The 17,589-nt window shown below is 50.2% G+C and carries 19 protein-coding genes and 1 pseudogene; 6 read left to right on the plus strand and 14 right to left on the minus strand.

Annotated features, from left to right (window positions below):
* From ED901_RS08085 to ED901_RS08105, 5 genes are all read right to left on the minus strand, one after another.
* The coding region (locus ED901_RS08085) for an efflux RND transporter permease subunit (protein ID WP_162997828.1) at positions 1 to 1,425 on the minus strand (1,425 nt) is incomplete at its 3' end.
* Entirely contained in the window at positions 1,422 to 2,531 is a 1,110-nt protein-coding gene (locus ED901_RS08090) for an efflux RND transporter periplasmic adaptor subunit (RefSeq protein WP_122095551.1), read from the minus strand. The genes ED901_RS08090 and ED901_RS08085, both read right to left, overlap by 4 nt.
* A 76-nt stretch (positions 2,532 to 2,607) precedes the next feature.
* Complete coding sequence (locus tag ED901_RS08095) at positions 2,608 to 3,222, minus strand: TetR/AcrR family transcriptional regulator (protein WP_056780951.1); 615 nt, start codon at positions 3,220 to 3,222, stop codon at positions 2,608 to 2,610.
* A gap of 53 nt (positions 3,223 to 3,275) precedes the next feature.
* Positions 3,276 to 4,475 (minus strand): MFS transporter, encoded by a 1,200-nt coding sequence (locus tag ED901_RS08100; RefSeq protein WP_122095552.1) that lies wholly within the window; start codon positions 4,473 to 4,475, stop codon positions 3,276 to 3,278.
* Between the two features lie 433 nt (positions 4,476 to 4,908).
* A complete protein-coding gene (locus ED901_RS08105) occupies positions 4,909 to 5,199 on the minus strand; it encodes a DUF1330 domain-containing protein (protein WP_122095553.1) in 291 nt (96 codons plus the stop codon).
* Between the two features lie 237 nt (positions 5,200 to 5,436).
* Between ED901_RS08105 and ED901_RS08115 the strand changes: the two genes are divergently transcribed.
* Complete coding sequence (locus ED901_RS08115) at positions 5,437 to 6,342, plus strand: LysR family transcriptional regulator (RefSeq protein WP_122095554.1); 906 nt, start codon at positions 5,437 to 5,439, stop codon at positions 6,340 to 6,342.
* A gap of 670 nt (positions 6,343 to 7,012) precedes the next feature.
* Here the strand turns inward: ED901_RS08115 and ED901_RS08125 are convergent.
* Positions 7,013 to 7,792: a GGDEF domain-containing protein gene (locus ED901_RS08125; protein WP_240993887.1), complete on the minus strand. Its 780-nt coding sequence runs from the start codon at positions 7,790 to 7,792 to the stop codon at positions 7,013 to 7,015.
* A gap of 453 nt (positions 7,793 to 8,245) precedes the next feature.
* Here ED901_RS08125 and ED901_RS08130 point away from each other — a divergent pair.
* Positions 8,246 to 8,421, plus strand: a pseudogene (locus ED901_RS08130) (aldo/keto reductase); the annotation flags it as partial.
* A gap of 188 nt (positions 8,422 to 8,609) precedes the next feature.
* Here ED901_RS08130 and ED901_RS08135 read toward each other — a convergent pair.
* The 6 genes from ED901_RS08135 to ED901_RS08160 form a co-directional block, all read right to left on the minus strand.
* Positions 8,610 to 8,981 carry a VOC family protein gene (locus ED901_RS08135; protein ID WP_122095557.1) on the minus strand — a complete coding sequence of 124 codons (372 nt, stop codon included), beginning with the start codon at positions 8,979 to 8,981 and terminating at the stop codon, positions 8,610 to 8,612.
* A gap of 278 nt (positions 8,982 to 9,259) precedes the next feature.
* On the minus strand, positions 9,260 to 10,087 hold the full coding sequence (locus tag ED901_RS08140) for an MBL fold metallo-hydrolase (RefSeq protein ID WP_122095558.1): 828 nt from the start codon (positions 10,085 to 10,087) through the stop codon (positions 9,260 to 9,262).
* Between the two features lie 381 nt (positions 10,088 to 10,468).
* A complete protein-coding gene (locus ED901_RS08145; protein WP_122095559.1) occupies positions 10,469 to 10,822 on the minus strand; it encodes an MmcQ/YjbR family DNA-binding protein in 354 nt (117 codons plus the stop codon).
* A gap of 318 nt (positions 10,823 to 11,140) precedes the next feature.
* Positions 11,141 to 11,617, minus strand: coding sequence for a glutathione peroxidase (locus ED901_RS08150; RefSeq protein ID WP_122095560.1), 477 nt, complete (start codon positions 11,615 to 11,617; stop codon positions 11,141 to 11,143).
* Positions 11,618 to 11,703: 86 nt separating this feature from the next.
* On the minus strand, positions 11,704 to 12,342 hold the full coding sequence (locus tag ED901_RS08155; protein WP_122095643.1) for a dTMP kinase: 639 nt from the start codon (positions 12,340 to 12,342) through the stop codon (positions 11,704 to 11,706).
* Positions 12,343 to 12,542: 200 nt separating this feature from the next.
* Positions 12,543 to 13,283: an SDR family oxidoreductase gene (locus ED901_RS08160; RefSeq protein WP_122095561.1), complete on the minus strand. Its 741-nt coding sequence runs from the start codon at positions 13,281 to 13,283 to the stop codon at positions 12,543 to 12,545.
* A gap of 176 nt (positions 13,284 to 13,459) precedes the next feature.
* Between ED901_RS08160 and ED901_RS08165 the strand changes: the two genes are divergently transcribed.
* The 3 genes from ED901_RS08165 (at position 13,460) to ED901_RS08175 (ending at position 15,262) form a co-directional block, all read left to right on the plus strand.
* On the plus strand, positions 13,460 to 13,933 hold the full coding sequence (locus ED901_RS08165) for a GNAT family N-acetyltransferase (RefSeq protein WP_371414293.1): 474 nt from the start codon (positions 13,460 to 13,462) through the stop codon (positions 13,931 to 13,933).
* A gap of 231 nt (positions 13,934 to 14,164) precedes the next feature.
* Positions 14,165 to 14,569 (plus strand): tautomerase family protein, encoded by a 405-nt coding sequence (locus ED901_RS08170; protein WP_122095563.1) that lies wholly within the window; start codon positions 14,165 to 14,167, stop codon positions 14,567 to 14,569.
* Positions 14,570 to 14,794: 225 nt separating this feature from the next.
* Positions 14,795 to 15,262 (plus strand): GNAT family N-acetyltransferase, encoded by a 468-nt coding sequence (locus tag ED901_RS08175; RefSeq protein WP_122095564.1) that lies wholly within the window; start codon positions 14,795 to 14,797, stop codon positions 15,260 to 15,262.
* A gap of 86 nt (positions 15,263 to 15,348) precedes the next feature.
* Here ED901_RS08175 and ED901_RS08180 read toward each other — a convergent pair whose 3' ends face one another.
* Positions 15,349 to 15,708, minus strand: coding sequence for a DUF4440 domain-containing protein (locus ED901_RS08180; RefSeq protein WP_122095565.1), 360 nt, complete (start codon positions 15,706 to 15,708; stop codon positions 15,349 to 15,351).
* 204 nt (positions 15,709 to 15,912) lie between these two features.
* Between ED901_RS08180 and ED901_RS08185 the strand changes: the two genes are divergently transcribed.
* Positions 15,913 to 16,377, plus strand: a complete 465-nt coding sequence (locus ED901_RS08185; protein ID WP_122095566.1) for a GNAT family N-acetyltransferase — start codon at positions 15,913 to 15,915, stop codon at positions 16,375 to 16,377.
* Between the two features lie 145 nt (positions 16,378 to 16,522).
* On the opposite strand, the gene hemB is transcribed toward ED901_RS08185, so the two are convergent.
* Positions 16,523 to 17,497: a porphobilinogen synthase gene (gene hemB / locus ED901_RS08190; protein ID WP_056780997.1), complete on the minus strand. Its 975-nt coding sequence runs from the start codon at positions 17,495 to 17,497 to the stop codon at positions 16,523 to 16,525.
* Positions 17,498 to 17,589: the final 92 nt, after the last annotated feature.

The raw sequence follows: 17,589 nt of genomic DNA on the forward strand, positions 1-17,589 counted from the left end.
CAGGGCGATACCGACAATCCAGAACATGTTGCTGGTGTATTCGCCGGCGGTGGACTGCGCAAACCCGTTGGGCATGAAACCGACGGCGGTGACCAGCGTGCCCGCCAGCATCGGCGCCGCCGTGTGGCTCCAGGCATAGGCCGAGGCTTTGATGCGGTCGTAGCCCTCCTCCATTTTCACCACCATCATTTCGATGGCGATGATGGCATCATCCACCAGCAACCCGAGCGCCAGGATCAGTGAGCCCAGAGTAATGCGGTCAAAGTTTTTGCCGGAAGCTTCCATCACCACAAAGACGATCGCCAGCGTCAGTGGCACCGCCGCGGCCACCACCACACCCACGCGCCAGCCCATACTGACGAAGCACACCACCATCACCACCAGCAGCGCGACAAAGAATTTGATCATGAACTCGTCAACGGCGGAGCTGATGTTGACTGACTGATCCGTGACTTTGGTCAGCGTCATGCCCAGCGGCATCCCCTCATTGATGCTGGCCGTTTCCGCATCCAGCGCCTTACCCAGATCCAGACCGTTCCAGCCGTCCCGCATCACGATGCCCAGCAGCAGCGCCGGTTCACCCTGATTACGGATCATAAAGGTCGCCGGATCTTCATAGCCCCGCTCAACGGTTGCCACATCAGAAAGCTGCAGGGTTCTACCCTGAACGACAACGGGCGTTTTGCGGATTTTCTCCAGCTTATCGAAAGCGCCATCAAGGCGGATAAACACCTGCGGCCCCTGGGTATCAATCGAACCGGCGGGCGTCAGGACGTTCTGGCTGTTAAGGGCGGAGAAAATATCCTGAGGCGAAATGCCCAGCGTGGCCAGCCGGTCATGCGAGAACGAGACAAAAATACGTTCAGCCTGTTCGCCAATAATATTGACCTTTTTAACCCCCGGCACATGCAAAAGACGCTGACGCAATGATTCCGCATCGCGCACCAGCAGTCGCTGTGGCTCCCCTTTCGCCTTGAGCGCAAAGAGCGCGAAGGTCACGTCGGAGAATTCATCATTGACCATCGGTCCGATGACGCCTGCCGGCAGATTTTTGGCCTCATCCCCCAGCTTCTTACGCGCCTGATAAAATTCTTCCTGCACCTGTGAAGGCGGCGTGCGGTCCTGCAGCGAAAGCATGGTAAAAGCCAGGCCGGGACGCGTATACGTCTCAGTGCGGTCATACCACTTCAGCTCCTGCATCCGCTTTTCCAGCGGTTCAGCCACCTGATCCTGCATCTCCTGCGCGGTGGCGCCCGGCCAGGCAGAAATAATCGTCATCTGTTTGACGGTAAACGGCGGGTCTTCAGCCCGCCCCAGTTCGAAAAATGAAAGGATACCGGCCACGGTGATCAGGATAATCAGGAACAGTGTGATTGAGCGCTCACGCACGGCGAGCGCTGAAAGATTGAATCTCCCCCCGCTCATGGCTGGCTCCCGGCGACGCGAGCGTCGCGCTGTTCAGCCATGCGCACGGCCTCACCTTCATGCAGCAGATGCGCGCCCAGAGCGACCACCTGTTCACCCGGCGTTAAGCTCCCGGTGACCCTCGCCGCATCTTCACCCAATCCCAGCACCTGTACGGGCCGCCATGACACCCTGGCCGGTTTACCCGAAATCTCCCAGACACCCGGCCCTTTGCCCGGATCATAAAGTGCAGCTAAAGGCACCTGCATCACCTGCGCCGGTGATTTCTCGTCTGCAATATGAAGCGTCACGGTGGATCCCAGCGGGGCATTGGCCAGCGCCCCCTCAAGCACATATCTCGCCTCAAAGGTGCGGGTTAGTGGATCCGCCGCATCTGAAAGGAGGCGCAGTTTTGCAGGAACTGACTGTTGAGCGGTGCCGTACAACGTTGCCTGCGCGTCGCTTCCGGCAGCCGGACGTAACGTTTCAGGTAACTGTACGGTGGCCTCCCGCTGCCCTGCTCTTGCCAGCCGGACGACCGGCTGACCGGCACTGACAACCTGACCGGGTTCAGCCAGCGTATCCATCACCACGCCGTCGGCGTCGGCCAGCAGCACGGCGTAGCCCGTCGCGTTTTGCGCCACGTTGGCCTGTGCCTGAGCCGCACTGAGGTCAGCTTTGGCCGTGTCGGCGGCGGCCTTTATCTGATCGTAGGCCGATGCCGACACGGCGCCTGACGCGATCAGCCCGCGGTAACGCGCCTCTTCAACTGTCGTTTGTTTTGCCCGCGCCCTTTCCGCAGCAACGGCCTGTTGTTGAGCCTGCGCCTGCAGGCCCAGGTCAACCGGATCCAGACGCATCAATGGCTGACCACGTATCACCGTCTGGCCGGTATCGACCAGGCGCTCAAGGATTTTGCCCTGCACTCTGAAACCGAGATCGCTTTGGACCCGGGCGACGACAACGCCGGTAAATGCGCGGGAGGTATCTGCAGCACTCACCACGGTCGCAGACCTGACCAGAGGTGGCTGTGTGCGGGGATCGTCAGTACCGGAAGTGTCGCCGCAGGCCACAAGGGCAAGCGGCAACAGGCAGACAGCAAAGATGGCAGGATTAAGCCTGAGCATGGGTTCCCTTAAATCAGTTAACAGGAGAGTAACCGCATTCTCAGACTAGTGACCAATAATGTCAATGGTCACAAACTCAGGGTGACAGACTTCTCAGTATCAGTGAGGACAGAAGAGTCGCCGCAGCCGGTGCCGTGTCCAGATTGTGCTGCAACTGAATCGGGCTGATATAGGGGCGCATCACCAGATACAGGGCATGTGCGGCCTCGTCCAGCGGCGTTTTTCGTTCAAATTCTCCCGACTGCCGCCCTTCAACAATGATGTGCTCAACCAGGAGTCGCAACCGCTTTTCATACGCCTCCGCCGAAGGCCACTTATCCCGCGCAGCGACGGCAGCAATGTCATAAAGCTTGCGATCGTGAAAAAACAAATCACTGCCGGCTTCAGTCAGGGCGCGGAATAAACGCCGTAATTTCTCGGAGGCCGACGGGGCATCTGCAATCGCAGAATTGACAATTTCCATGATCATCGCCAGCCGGTTAGCGCAGATCACCTCGCCGATCGCCTGCTTGGAATCGAAAAATTTATAGATATAAGATTTTGAAAATCCTATTGATTTAGCCAGTTCCGACACCGTGGTTTTCTCATAACCAAAATGCCCGAAATGCTCTGTCGCAGCGTCCACGATCTGATCGCGGACGCTGTGATCCGATGGCCCTCTTGGAGGGTGTACATTGATATTTTTAGTCATTTTTCCAGCTTAACTTAATGAACCTTAATTGACAACGAGTGACCATTTGGTAATTAAGTCACAACCCTAATGTGCCTGCTAAAAATCAGCCAGATGAAAAGAGCACAGAGCGCAATGACCGCCAAAATCATATAGGCGAAGCTCCATGACGAATGGCTTACGATGGCACCCGCCAGCGCCGGACTGAATGAGGCGCCCAGCCCCTGGAGTAACATCACGAGTCCAAGCGCTGCGTTGATATGCCCTGAGCCATTAAATAACGAAGCAATAAGTCCGGGTACGGCCACGCCCAAAATACCTGCACCGACACCGTCTAACGCCTGAACGGGGAATATAACGAATTCATTGCTCCATAAAGACGCAATCGCGGCGCGAAAAGGTAATACGATCAGCGCAATGCCGATAAGTCTGGCGTAGCCATACTTTGAGGCATATCTGGCCGTCAGCAATGCAACGGGGATCATCACCGCCTGAGAAATCGCGACCGTAAGGGCCGCATAGGTACCCGGCGTGAACAGAGAACCCGAGGGAGAGGAAGCGACCTTCATGCTTAACATCGGCAGTTGTGCAGCATTCGCCAGGTGGAAGAGGAGCAGAGTCACTCCGGTTACCGCCAGTTCAGGTCGCTTTAGCAACGCCAGAACCGAGACAGAAACAGCCGGACCTTGGTGTTTTTCAACCCCTCTCGCCACATCATGGTCTATATCGTTTTTATTGATCGCTAATGTGCACACCACGGCGCATACAGCCATCGTGGTCATCAGTAAAAATACGGAACCGGTGCCCCAGATCCAGCAGGTGATGGCCGCCAGCACGGCAACCGCCATATTACCGCTATGGTTGAAGGCTTCATTGCGGCCCATCTGCACCAAAAAGCCTTTCTGACCGGTGATGCCTAAGGTTATGCCGGCAATGGCGGGGGCAACGATAGCGGCCGCGATACCGGTAATGATTTGCGATAAAATCACCACGGTGGACGTCGGGAAATACCAGAGGGCCAGCGCGCTAAATGTAATGAGCAAGGATGAAGTAATAATTAACAGACGTTTGTAACGTGTGGCATCGACGATCATCCCTGCGGGGAACGTGGCTAACAATCCGGCCAGCCCTCCCACCGTCATCACCAGACCAATTTCTTCTGCGCGCCAGTGATGGGACACCAGAAAGATACCTAAAAACGGCCCGAGTCCATCGCGGACATCAGCGATAAAAAAGTTGAGCAAACAGAGTACTTGCAGCGAACGTAATCTCATCAACATTAGTCCCGGAAAGTTTGATCATCACAAAAATACCCAGGCACTGTGCCTGAGTAAATTTGCCTGGCTTATGCATGTTCAGTACCTGAACCTTGCTGCTGGTACTCGTGAACCAGGCTCAAAAATAGTGCCCATCTGCCGCCCCGTCAACGTCATTGAACCCCTGGGGCTGCGCGAGGAACGCCATCTGCATTTCGTGTTGAAAGAGAGATGATAGAAATGGCGCGAGGATAACGGTAAGCCTGGATTTAAACCCTGGTGGTCATACCCTCAGAGTTGTAGCTCACAGCAGGCAGTAAATAGTGAAGTGGTTTCCTTTCATAACATTCCCATGATGCCCAATGAGCATCATATCTGGCACGAAGGTCTTTCATCAGACAGACCTTCGTGCCAAAGCCGTTAACTTTTCTATCAAGCATTACGCCGAATATTAAGCGCCTCCTTCAACCAGCACAAAAGTTCCGGTCGCAGCCCCTGCACGTATTGCTTTGGCTGCCTGATATTGAGGACTCTCATAAAAACGTTTGGCCTCGGCAAAAGAAGCAAACTCAAAAACAACATGCCTTTCATGGGATTCCCCCTCAAGGTTTTCATACTGCCCGGACCAGGCAATAACCTTTGGACTGAACGCCTGCATTGCTTCTCCGGCAGCCTTAGCATAATCGGCGTAGGCAACAGCGTCCGATACAGTGACATGCGCGATTAAATAACCTTTGTTCATTTCTTTATCTCTTTTGTTAGGTGTGATTTATTCCGGCGCCATACAGGCGTGCTGTTTCAAGATCACCTGATGACATTTCTTCAGGGAAAGCATCGGCAGATTGAAAGGGGTTGAGTCATGATAATTGCCTTCAGCAAGTGTCTGCGCTGGATAACGCGGTGTGAAGACAGTCTATTAAGCATTACAGTAGACATAAATAACCTAATAATTAACGCACTGTTATCTTAAAGAGGAACAATGAAAAATCTTGAGGCACTGATTATTTTCGCGCGAGTTGCGGAAATGAAGAGTTTTACCCAGGCAGCTGAAAGCCTTGGTATTCAGAAAGGACGTGCTTCAATCGTGGTACGCGAGCTCGAACAGGACGTAGGCGCTACACTTTTGCACCGCACCACCCGGACGGTGCAGTTGACCGAAGATGGCCGCATTTTTTATTCGCGTGCGCGAGACTTGCTGGCGGAAGCAGACGAACTGCAGTCAATGTTTTCACCTGGCGGATTGTCTCTGCGAGGGCGTTTGCGTGTTGATATGCCTGCTATTCTGGCAGAAAGCGTGATTATCCCCGCACTCCCAAAACTACTGGACGCGCACCCGGAATTCGAACTTGAGCTTTCGAGTACTGACCGCCGTGTTGATTTGGTATTGGAAGGATTTGATTGCGTCATTCGTCTGGGACCTGTTGTTGATGAAACCCTGATCGCCCGACCGCTAGGACAATTACGGATGATCAATGCAGCGAGCCCTGGCTATCTGAAACGCTTCGATGTGCCGCAGACGATTGATGATCTTCTTAATCAGGGGCACAGGATGGTTCATTACAGGCGCAATTTTGGCGCGAAACCTGACGGATGGGAATATCCGTCAGGTGATGGCTACAAGTCGCTGATGTTACCCGGCACGATGACAGTTAACAGCGTACCGGCCTACCACGAAGCAGGACTGGCGGGTTTAGGGTTAATTCAGGGAGGGTATTCCGCACTCCTGCCCCATATCCAACGTGGAACATTGGTCGAAATCCTTCCCAATCTGCGGCCCATGCCGCTTAATGCATCTTTCGTTGTCGCACACAGGCGCAATCTTTCGCAAAGAGTCAGGGCTTTTATGAAGTGGACTGAAGAAGTGTTGAAACCTTATTTTGACTAATGTCTGAGTGAATGAGAAAAACGAAGGGGGTGAAAGCCTGCTTATTTATTTGGTGCCGGTTAATTGAAACATCGTGGCATTTGCCATGTCCGGTTCTGGTACGGAGCGGACTGACTCACTGAGCAGAAGGTCCGATCAGCGCTGCAGAGTCTTTTGACCTTGCCGGCTCGGCGTTAAACGTATTGAGTGAGTCGCGCGTATACATCTCATTAGACATGAATCGGCGACCAGGAGGGGTCATGGGCTGCAGCGTCAGTCTCGACGTCCGCAGAAGCCATTTGATCATAAACTCCCCCTGCACGCTGGCCGCAACGATATCTCCGTGCTGTGGCCTGGCGCTGCACATCAGCGATAAATCGCTGTGTCACATAAAAAAACGGCAGGGTGACATCTCATCCCTGTCGTCGAATTTAATAGCTTGATTTTTAGGCGATTATAGAGAGTTTACTTGTGATGTAAATCACATTTTTATCTAATGCAAAACTCTTCGATTACTATATTCATGTCTATTTTACGACTGACACTGACAGGCTGCGAAAGGGCGGCAATTACCTTAATGTCAGGAGGATATCTGAACAGGGTTAAGATACAGACCTTTCATTGCCGGCCAACTCAATTCTGTTTCGTCCGTTTTCCTTTGCCCGGTAGAGCGCCATGTCGGTTTTTTTCATTAACGACTGCTGGCTTTCCCCAACAACGACTGCTGGCTTTCCCCAACTTTCCGGAAAGCAACCCCGATACTGACGGAGATACCCTGACCATCATCCAGTCTGATGTTCTGGGCATTCCTGCAGATGGATTCTGCATAGCGAATCACCTCATACCGGGAAAGCCCCTCGCCGATTACCGCAAATTCCTCTCCACCGATACGGAAAACTTTCAGTGCAGGCCCACTGATACCCGCCAGCTGTTCGCCGAATCTGGACAAAACACCATCACCGGCATCATGCCCCCACCGGTCATTGATGTGCTTGAAAAAATCAATATCGATGATCATCATGGACAGCTGTGTACTGGTCGTGCTGCTGAGGGTTTCCACAAAATAACGCCGATTCGGAAGCCGGGTGAGTTCATCATGCAGGGCGCTGGTCTGCGCCACGGAAAAACGTGAATTCATCCGCATGATGATGCAATAGACGCTAATAACGGTGAGAAGCATTCCGGACAGCTTTAACAAATCTTCGCAGAAGTAGCCCACCCATCGCGGTTGACTGACTATTTCATCCATCACATCGAATGCACCTGCAGCGATCCAGAGTATGAGGCCGTTAATTGCTCCGCTCAGGGGACGTCCGTCAACGAAAACACAGGCAACATTCCCCAAGGTAAAAATCAGGAGTAGCAGGAAGAAGAGATCAATATATAACCCCGGACTGGACATGATTTCACGGAAGGTGCCCAGTGGGGAACCTGCGCTGATGGCCACAATGGCAGCAGTAGTGAGTGCCATGCAAACCCGGAGGATAACCGCCCCCTGAAGCGAACGGATGAAGACTGAAGCATATTGAATTTCCGTAGTGGTGGATGATGTTTAAAACCAGGCCCCATGGAGACGGTGTTTTCGTGTGTCAGTTTGACGCACCACACCGCACAGGCTCGCTGCGTTCGGGACAGTTGTCAGGTAAAACAGGTAACTCAAAAGTACCTCTGTCAGATAAAGGCGTAAACTCATGATTACCGAAATATTGTCACACCCGGACGACCTATTAAGTTATCAGAATGGGTAACAAAGGAAGTCGGTTCCCTCCGCCCTCTCGCCGGGTTTTAACCCGCAGCACAAAGCCGACCATCACTTTCTCTAAATTAATGAGCTCACCTAATAAACCCCAGAGAATTACCCACTATAATCAAATAAATCACTCTGAGTTATGCTTTTCCGACACAACAGCTGAAGGATAACCTCATACAAACGGTAAAATTTTACAATGGTATCGACATGCCCCTGCTGGACTTTGGTGTTTTTCAGATGACGGATGCCGCCGTATGCAGCGCGCCATTATTGATGCCATCAATACGGGTTATCGCCTGATTGATACCGCCGCCTACTGCCTGAACGAAACCCAGGTCGGCAACGCGCTGTGAGTTCAACGAGTCGATGCAACGCTAACTGAACTAACGGGCCGCAAAGAGCGAACAGCGGAAGTAATGAATAACAACAGGTATTAATAGCATTAACGTGTCTTAATCAGCGGAGAGTAAGCTACATCTTTCCCTGTCAGTTCGGTCGCCATTTGTTGGCGACCGATTTGCGTAAATACTACTCTTAATTACTTCCTCAGAATCTGTCCAACGTCTATTCGATTTCCATCCGGATCAGCGAAAACAAATGCCCGAATGCCATAATCTTTATCTTGTATGCCTTTGATTATTTTGGCACCGATATCCTGACATTGGGCATAAAGTGCATTTGCGTCATCTACAAGAAGGTGCGCGACTGGAAAGGAAGGCGCTTTGTGCTGTGGCTGCAGAGTCAAATGTAGCTCAGCGTCTTCACGCTTTAATATCATGAAGCCCACAGGGTCTCCATTTGCAAAAACATCATTGAAATTCAGTCCATTGATGTAGAACTCACTGGAGATTTTGATGTTTTTTACTGGTATTACGGCTGCTATACGACCAAATTTAACGGGATGCTGCATGATCAACCTCATGGTTGTTAATCAATAGCATAGCGATGGGCGGTGCCGTAGCTAAGCGACTGGACGGTGCCAGGTGATTGATAAAAGTATGATATTTTCTTCATAAATGGAATTGAAACTTTTAGGTGCAGTGACAAGTACTCATACGCTAACTTTCTGTTGTGATATTAACGTTCGTTCCTGGCACAGTTCAGATATGCGCACAAGGTAAAGTCCGCTATGAGCTGTGAGTTCAATTGATGCATGCAACATACTGACTACCTCGCTCTGCGGCTAACTCAGATAAAACGCCATTCAAATCCATTTCTGATTCTGGTGATGTGGCCTGCCGAAGAACTGGCGAAATGTGAGCTAAAACATAATGCCTGATGATTGGTAGCCCACTCCATAGCCCAGCGGCGTTGAACCTCTGCCTGATTAGCGTCTGCACAAAAGCGAGATGCCAGATGTGGCTGGCTAACCTGAATTTCGTTGTGCATAAGGTCACCGGTAAATAATGCATATTCTCCAGCACTGTGCAGAATGATCGAAGCATGATCATGGCTATGACCGGGCGTTGGCACATAGCTTAATAATTCAGCAATAGTTGGTTTTTCAGTGACATCGAAGGTTTTAAGTAAACCTGCATCAATTATCGGATTTATGCTGTCTTCTAAAATGCCTTTTCTTGAAGGATCTTTTTGCCAGCTTTTTAAACCAATATCAGAACAGTAATAATGTGCGTTCTTGAATAACGGCCTCCACTTACCTTCAACCAGATGCGTATTCCAGCCAACATGGTCGCCGTGTAAATGGGTCATTAAAACAAAATCAACCTCATCAGGATCAATGTCCGTTTCGCGTAAACGATGCTCGTAAGGCGTATTTAATTGATGAGAAAGCGGGGATCCGGGGCGCTCACGCCCATTTCCACTGGCTGTATCAATGATAATGGTTTTGCTCGGCGTACGTAAAATCCAGCTATGAACGGAAAGGGTGATTTTTTCAGGAGAACTACTGTCCAGCTGTTGATCCGGATATAGCATATTCGTTGACAGGGGGGCTTCAAGCTCAAGGACTTTAAAGACCTCGCAATCACCAACGCAATATGACGATTTACTTTTCATAATGTCTCTCAAAAACAGGGTGGAATTAAACTTTCACTTTGCATAATCGAATACTGCCTTCCTGAATGAATTTAAAATACGTATTAAGTGCTGTTCAACACTAACCTCTGGTTATGACAGGGCCTCCATTCACTATAGTATCTGTTCGGCTAACTCATGTTGAAGTAGGGAAATCATCAATGTCCGCTTCTGGCACGAAGCAGACATACAGATATGAATGGTCCGCTATGAGCGAAAAGCTGAAGATTAGCTCTCGCAGAAGACATAAGCGCTTTTATATTCAACTAACCATAGCGGTCATAACTTTGTGCAGATTCTTTGGTGTATATGCTTTTGGGTGTGAGCCCAGCTTTTTCATTGAACCCTTCCTGATATATTTTATTAGGCTGTTAGATCATGGCTATCTTCAAGCAGCTCGTATATTTCTTTGGAAGAGAGCGGACTGGAAAGAAGTATGCTTATCCAGTGCTCTTTGTTCATGTGGTAAGCGGGAAAGATACCCTTTTTTTTACGCAATGAGCCGATGTGCTCCGGTCTGACTTTCACTTCTAGTACATCGACCTGATCTTCCGTCTTTAGACCCAGCTTAGTGCCAGATACATTCATCACGATACCGAACCATTTCTTTCCGTCGTGATGCCTGAGTACTGCGTAGCCCGGCAGGTTGCTCCAGAGATATTCCGGTTCAGATTTAAAGTGTTCTCGTGCGTAGCTGTATAATGCATCTCTCTTCATCATAGCTTCCTTAGCATCACTTACTTTATATTTTACTCTGGAAGTTATAATACCGCGTTCATGCCTATTTTAGTCATCCGCATTCTATTTAAGGTGAGTCCGAAAGCACTGGTGCGGGTCATCTTACAAGATGGGTTGACCTCATCCCGATTGATAAGTACATCGTAAAGTTAGAAATGTCAGCTCCTGGCACAACGCAGCCATGCTTATATGAATGGGCAGCTTAGGGCGAAAGCGGTTGTTAACCGCATCCGGATATAATCAGTTAGTCAGAAGCTGTCTGAATGTGGACGATTCGAATTACACGAACGCCTAGATTTAAAGTGCAGCAAGAATGACGGCTTCCATTTTCTCCGGCGTAGTGATCGGTGCAAAACGCCTGAGGGGTTTGCCGTCACGCCCGATCAGGAACTTAGTGAAGTTCCACTTGATCCGCCCACCCAGCACACCGGGTAATTCGTCTTTCAGGTAACGAAACACCGGGTGCGTAGCCGGGCCGTTGACCTCCACTTTTTCGAATATCGGGAAGCTCACACCATAGTTGATGTGGCAGGTCTGCGCGATGTCGTCGGCACCGCCGGGTTCCTGATTACCGAACTGGTTACAGGGGAAACCAAGCACCACCAGCCCCTGGGCGGCGAACTTCTTGTAGAGCGATTCAAGGCCTGCGTATTGCGGCGTGAAGCCACAATGGCTGGCGGTATTCACCACCAGAACCAGCTTACCTGCATAGTCGGCCATAGAGATGAGCTGGCCACCCAGACTGGTGGCGGTGAGTTGATGAAAGGTGGTCATGTCGGGCTCCTCAAAGAAAATGTGCAAAGTCGAACAGAGGGTGACGGAATAAGTTGCTGTAATAACAGGCGACATGCGGCAGAAGCTCAGCCCGTAAAACCGATGCCTGCCGGGCATTTAAGCACTTTGTAGATCTCAGAAATAACCTGCATCGTTGCGTCTTCGATGATTCCTTCATTACGGCATAACACCCAGCCCTGAGCCGCAACTTCTCGCTCGAACGCCCTGCTACAAGCGACATGCTCTTCCAGTTTATGAATGACAGTACTGCTAAGCCCACGCGTTCTGGCCGCGGCCCTGGCCCATGAAATGTCAGGCGCAGTAACCACCCCGATATGCAGGTCTGGCGTACGCACGTTTCGTTCAATATTAAGCTGTAAGATCTCTGCAAATGGAACCTTCCGGCGAAACGCGGCTTCCGACGGGTACCAGCGATCCATTAAGATAATGCTGTCCGGTGGCTGTTTAGGCAGCACATGCTCGGAAATCCAGGCACGGCTATCAGCAAAGCGCTCACAAACTTCCCGTTCCAATTCCAGGGTGGGATGTCTGGCGAGCCTGTTCACGAGGGCCATTGTTTCCCCCCTGTAAGGATCGCTTTTTTTCTCGCTAAGTCGGATCACCTTCTTGTTATCTGCCCTGAGCACTTTCGTCATGGCCTCCAGCAGGGTGGTTTTGCCGACTCCCTTGGGCCCGTCCAGAGAAATAAACAGCGGACGACTCATTGTTGAAATGACGTTTGACATAGGTTTTGCTTAACACTCAACTCTGGCAAAAGCATCTTATAACCTTCTTAGTAACAGCCGACCACCCTGTCGTTCGCAGTAGCTGTCTGTCGCGTTAGCATGATCCACCTACCCAAAACGGGTAAATGAATCGATGACCAGTAATTTAGTAAGATGATGATTTAAATTGGTTTTTCACATCAATAGTGAACCAGCCCGCCGTCCACCGCATACTGGCTTCCGGTTACGTAGGACGCATCATCTGAGAGCAGGAAAAGTGCGACAGCGGCAGCTTCATCAGCGGTACCGGCTCGCCTGAGAGGCACCTGGCTTACCACAAAATCTTCAAACTTTTGCCGCGACTCTTCGGACATGAAGTGCCTGAAATTCGTCTCGACAGGTCCTGGCACCAGCGTATTGGCGCGAATGTCGCGCGCGGCCAGTGAGGCGGCCCAGCTTTTTACCATGGCAACCACGGCGCCTTTGGTTGCAGCATATAAGCTCGTCATGGGCGCACCTTCATAGACCGAAGACGATGCGGTGACCAACACGGATGCACCTGGGTTCAACATGTTGGAAAGTGACGCAAGCTGCAACATCGGCCCGCGAACATTGGCATTCATCATGCGGTTAAAGGCGTCGGCCGTAACGGATTCCGGTGCACCAATTTCTGCGTAACCCGCATTCAGCCACAATCCGTCGAGCTGCCCCCAGCCGCTGACTGCGGTGGCGAGCGCATCAATATCCGCCTCACTTGCCGCATCACTTTTCAGGATCAGCGCGGTGTCCGGCAACAGCGTGCGGGTTTGAGCAAGACGTTCGTCACTCAGCCCCGTGATGGCAACCTGTCCTCCCTCTTTCACAATTCGCAGCGCACCTGCCAGCCCAATACCGCTCGTGCCACCCGTGATAAGTACACGTTTACCGTGAAATCTTCCCATCATTACGCCCCTTTGAACCTTTTAATCGGCATTTACCTTACGAAAGATAAACGTAGTCGTCATCTGTTTAATCATGTGGAAGCGACGTTAATGGATGCCCTGTCCAGATCGATTCAGGCAGTACAATTTTTCCATCGGATGATAAGGTGAGATTTCCCTAAATCTTCCGGGCAGGAATGAAAGTGAACATTTCAGAGAAACATGAATGGCAAAAGAATATGTACCTGGTAAGCACAGACACAGAGAAATTGGATGTAGAGGCTATACACCGGTACCTAACCAGGTCAACCTGGGCTAAAGGTATTGATCTGGATATTGTGTCTGCATCAATTGAAAACAGCCTTAACTTTGGCGTTTATCATAATGAAATCCAGATAGGTTTCGCTCGTCTGATAACGGACTATGCGACATTCGCCTACCTTTGCGATGTCTATGTGCTTGAAGAATATCAGGGAGAAGGCCTTGGAAGATGGCTGATGGAATGCATACACCTTCACCCTGTGTTTGAAAAGCTACGCAGAATAATGTTGTTCACAACAACAGCTCCCTGGCTTTATGAAAAGCTTGGGTATGAGCCTGTAAATCGCGAAAACTATGCATGGACCATTACCCGGCCTGATATTTATACCCATGGGAATAAACCGGGCTGACAAACACTCACCTTCCGCTCCCGGTTGACTTATTTACGCCTGTTTTTGCAAGGGCTGCATGGGTGCGAAGCAGCCAGAGGCAGAGCCAAGGGCTGCTTTGAGTGAGGAGCGGACATAGATGTGTTGCGCTCACGGCCCAGAATATGCCACTTTAATGTTTTTCGGATGTCTGTGAAACTTCAGTGATCCTTTTAAATTCAGTCAAAATCAGCGTGATATTAAGGGTATTCTATGCCGGGTATAAATCTAACGCTTTCCGGGTCAAGAAATGAAAAGTTAACGAAAGAGTGCGTGCTTTTAGCAACTCAAATAACATGCGACATTTTGAAGAAAAACAGATTCGAAACCATGGTCATCGTTAAATACGTTGATAAGGAAGACTGGTTTATTGATGGTAAAAACCTAGTCGAGTGGAAAAAAAACTCATTTAGACTTGAAGTCACTGTCGTGGATGAAACCTGTAGCAAAGACCAGAAGGCGGCGTATCAAAAAGAAATTTATAACGCTATGGAAAAAACTATTGGAAACATGCATCCCCAGTCAAATGTGCATATTATTGATTGCAAGGCCGCTTCATACGGTTACACAGGTATAACACAAGAGTACAGATATCAGCATAAAAATGAATTTTACTGACTCAGTTTCATAGCATTATCGTTGTGTATGTAGGTGATAAGCTTGAAGCGCCAAAGACCCCTATAGCTCAACAATTAAAAATTGTTATTTAACAGGGTCTTAAATAAAAAACAGAATATTCATGAACAATGATATGAGATTAAGACAGCCCGAGCGAATCAAATAACGCAAGTTTAAGCTGAATGATAAGGTCAGGTTACGTCCCCATCCTGAGAGGAAATAAAAGTGAGCATGTCTGAGAAGTATGAATGGCAGAAAGATAACTACGTGGTCAGTACTGACAAAGAAAAACTGGATTTACAAGCTATCCATAATTATCTGACGAGATCAAGTTGGGCCAAAGGCATTTCCCTGGACATTGTTGCTGAATCAATAAAAAACAGCCTTAATTTTGGCGTTTATCATTCTAATAGCCAGATAGGCTTCGCTCGTCTGATAACGGATTATGCTACTTTCGCTTACCTTAGTGACGTGTATATTCTTGAAGAATATCAGGGCGAAGGGCTAGGACGATGGATTATGGAATGTATACATAAACATCCCGCATTTGGGCAGCTTCGCAGGATTATGTTAGTTACCACAACAGCGCCCTGGCTTTACGAGAAATTAGGCTACGAGCCTATCAATCAAAAAAACTATACATGGACAATTGCCAGGCCTGATATTTATAACGAAGGAAAAAAAACTGGCTGACCAACTACATACTAAGTTACCCGTGGGGTCATAATCTTACTATGTGCAACTTCCGCTTCTGGCACGAAGCAGCCCTCCGTCTTTCCCTATTCCAGGCTCCCAGCCTCTGGGGTTCCCTGATGAAAAACCAGCCTCCAATGCCTGCTATCAGAACACTCCCAACATGAAGTACGAAGGGAAGCCCTGGTACCCTCCGGATGGATCGTCCGGTAATGCAATATGGCAAAATCATCCCTGATGCTGATGAGCCGGAAGTCGCTGCTGAGAATAGCCGGGGCACCTTCTTCGGCGGTAAGAGAATCTATCGTCTCCTGCCGATTCACCCTTACACCTGATCGTGTGATTTCCATGAACTCAGGGTGAAGTATCTGTTCAAGCCATTTCCGATCGTTCCTTTTGGCACCGTGAAGGGTGCATTCGAGCGATGTAAGCTTTTCCAGCAACATGGCGTTCCTCCTCTTTAAATTCTGACAGTCGCACTGATTACTTTAATCATTTTATGGCGCTTCGCTAAAATGATTTAAACGTAACCAGGGCTTCTGATACAAGGCCGCCAGTATGCAGACACAAAAGATCCACGGACGTCCAGTTTGTAAAGAACAGGACCTGAGCGTGTCTGGATTATCCGCGCTGAATACAAAGAGAGATGCATGAATATTCTTATCGCGAAAATCACTCCGGACAACAACGGTTTTTTGGCGTTAAAAGAGGAGAGCATGGCTGCTGGATTTAATATGCTACGCAGACTTGAAGAAAACTGGCTCAACGGGCAGAACCGCTTTGATAAACCCGGTGAGAATTTGTTAGGTTTTTACGCTGACGGATTACTGATTGCCGTATGTGGATTAAACCAAGATCCCTACATGCCTTCAGTCCGGGCCGGACGACTCCGTCATCTCTATGTAGGAATCGAGTGGAGAAGAATGCGGGCTGGTATCACTCTGCTCAAAACAATACTGGAAGGTTCTGAGCGCTGGTTTGATTTTATCAATACTAACGCGCCTCAGTCAGCATTCAGCTTCTATGAAGGTGCTGGCTTTATTCCACTGGCAGATGCCGGTAACGTTACCCACCGCCTCTACATGAACACATATCAACTTCATTCTCTGAACTGATGCAGGTTAATTGATTCACCATGTTGTTCATCAAGCGCGAACGCTGCAAGCAGGAGGCAGACGCTTCTTCGTGAACATCATTCCGCCGCGCTGACATAAAAAAACCGGGCTTTTGCCCGGTTTTCGTTTGCAGCACGTGCAGAAATTACAGCCCGTTTTCGGCAATATCCATAGCGAAATACGTCAGGATAATGTCTGCGCCTGCACGTTTTATCGCACCCAGGCTTTCACGCACCACGGCACGCTCGTCGATGGCACCGGCCTGCGCCGCGAATTTGATCATCGCGTATTCGCCGCTGACCTGATACGCCGCCAGTGGCAGACGGGAGGCTTCGCGGATGTCGCGGATAATATCGAGATAGGCACCGGCAGGTTTCACCATCAGCGCGTCGGCGCCTTCCTGTTCATCGAGCAGGGATTCGCGCACCGCTTCGCGGCGGTTCATCGGGTTCATCTGATATTGTTTGCGGTTGCCTTTCAGCACGCTGCCGCCCGCTTCACGGAAAGGTCCGTAGAGCGAAGACGCGAATTTGGTGGAGTACGCCATGATCGAGGTGTCGATGAAGCCGGCTTCGTCCAGGGCGCTGCGGATAGCCTGCACCTGACCATCCTGTGCAGCGGAAGGCGCGATGAAATCTGCGCCAGCGGCGGCGGCCACCACGGCTTGTCTGCCGAGGTTTTTCAGCGTCGCATCGTTATCTACGCCGTGATCGTGCAGGACGCCACAGTGGCCGTGCGAAGTGTATTCGCAGAAGCAGGTGTCAGACATGACGATCATTTCAGGCACGGTGTCTTTGCAGATGCGTGCCATACGGGCAACCAGACCGTTTTCGTTCCAGGTATCGCTGCCGGTGGCATCCATATGATGCGAAATCCCGAAGGTCATGACGGAGCGGATACCGGCGCGGGCATAACGTTCAATTTCAAACGCCAGACGGGATTCGGGGATACGTTGCACACCGGGCATGGCTTCGATAGGTACGTATTCAGAAGACTCTTCCTCTACGAAAATCGGCAGCACCAAATCGTTGACGCTAAATTCAGTTTCCTGAAAAAGTGTACGCAGGGATTCGGACTGTCTCAGGCGGCGAAGGCGTGAGCTCGGGAACTGATTCGACATGAAAACTCCTAAAAATTAATCTGTTGCGCTGAAATTTTTAAAAACAGGAGCGCAGACAGTTCAGACGGCAGGAGGCATGGCAGCGCCGTCAG

The sequence above is a fragment of the Rahnella sp. Larv3_ips genome (assembly GCF_003697865.1).
Taxonomy (GTDB): Bacteria; Pseudomonadota; Gammaproteobacteria; order Enterobacterales; family Enterobacteriaceae; genus Rahnella; species Rahnella rivi.

Bases quoted from the DNA above. Each gene is read 5' to 3' on its own strand.
- ED901_RS08165 (WP_371414293.1), top strand. From the start codon at position 13,460: ATGAAAGTGAACATTTCAGAGAAACATGAATGGCAAAAGAATATGTAC.
- ED901_RS08140 (WP_122095558.1), bottom strand. From the start codon at position 10,087: ATGAAAAGTAAATCGTCATATTGCGTTGGTGATTGCGAGGTCTTTAAA.
- ED901_RS08155 (WP_122095643.1), bottom strand. From the start codon at position 12,342: ATGAGTCGTCCGCTGTTTATTTCTCTGGACGGGCCCAAGGGAGTCGGC.
- ED901_RS08185 (WP_122095566.1), top strand. From the start codon at position 15,913: ATGAATATTCTTATCGCGAAAATCACTCCGGACAACAACGGTTTTTTG.
- ED901_RS08145 (WP_122095559.1), bottom strand. From the start codon at position 10,822: ATGAAGAGAGATGCATTATACAGCTACGCACGAGAACACTTTAAATCT.
- ED901_RS08115 (WP_122095554.1), top strand. From the start codon at position 5,437: ATGAAAAATCTTGAGGCACTGATTATTTTCGCGCGAGTTGCGGAAATG.
- ED901_RS08160 (WP_122095561.1), bottom strand. From the start codon at position 13,283: ATGGGAAGATTTCACGGTAAACGTGTACTTATCACGGGTGGCACGAGC.
- ED901_RS08125 (WP_240993887.1), bottom strand. From the start codon at position 7,792: ATGGCACTCACTACTGCTGCCATTGTGGCCATCAGCGCAGGTTCCCCA.
- hemB (WP_056780997.1), bottom strand. From the start codon at position 17,497: ATGTCGAATCAGTTCCCGAGCTCACGCCTTCGCCGCCTGAGACAGTCC.
- ED901_RS08095 (WP_056780951.1), bottom strand. From the start codon at position 3,222: ATGACTAAAAATATCAATGTACACCCTCCAAGAGGGCCATCGGATCAC.
- ED901_RS08180 (WP_122095565.1), bottom strand. From the start codon at position 15,708: ATGTTGCTGGAAAAGCTTACATCGCTCGAATGCACCCTTCACGGTGCC.
- ED901_RS08135 (WP_122095557.1), bottom strand. From the start codon at position 8,981: ATGCAGCATCCCGTTAAATTTGGTCGTATAGCAGCCGTAATACCAGTA.
- ED901_RS08105 (WP_122095553.1), bottom strand. From the start codon at position 5,199: ATGAACAAAGGTTATTTAATCGCGCATGTCACTGTATCGGACGCTGTT.
- ED901_RS08090 (WP_122095551.1), bottom strand. From the start codon at position 2,531: ATGCTCAGGCTTAATCCTGCCATCTTTGCTGTCTGCCTGTTGCCGCTT.
- ED901_RS08100 (WP_122095552.1), bottom strand. From the start codon at position 4,475: ATGAGATTACGTTCGCTGCAAGTACTCTGTTTGCTCAACTTTTTTATC.
- ED901_RS08150 (WP_122095560.1), bottom strand. From the start codon at position 11,617: ATGACCACCTTTCATCAACTCACCGCCACCAGTCTGGGTGGCCAGCTC.
- ED901_RS08170 (WP_122095563.1), top strand. From the start codon at position 14,165: ATGCCGGGTATAAATCTAACGCTTTCCGGGTCAAGAAATGAAAAGTTA.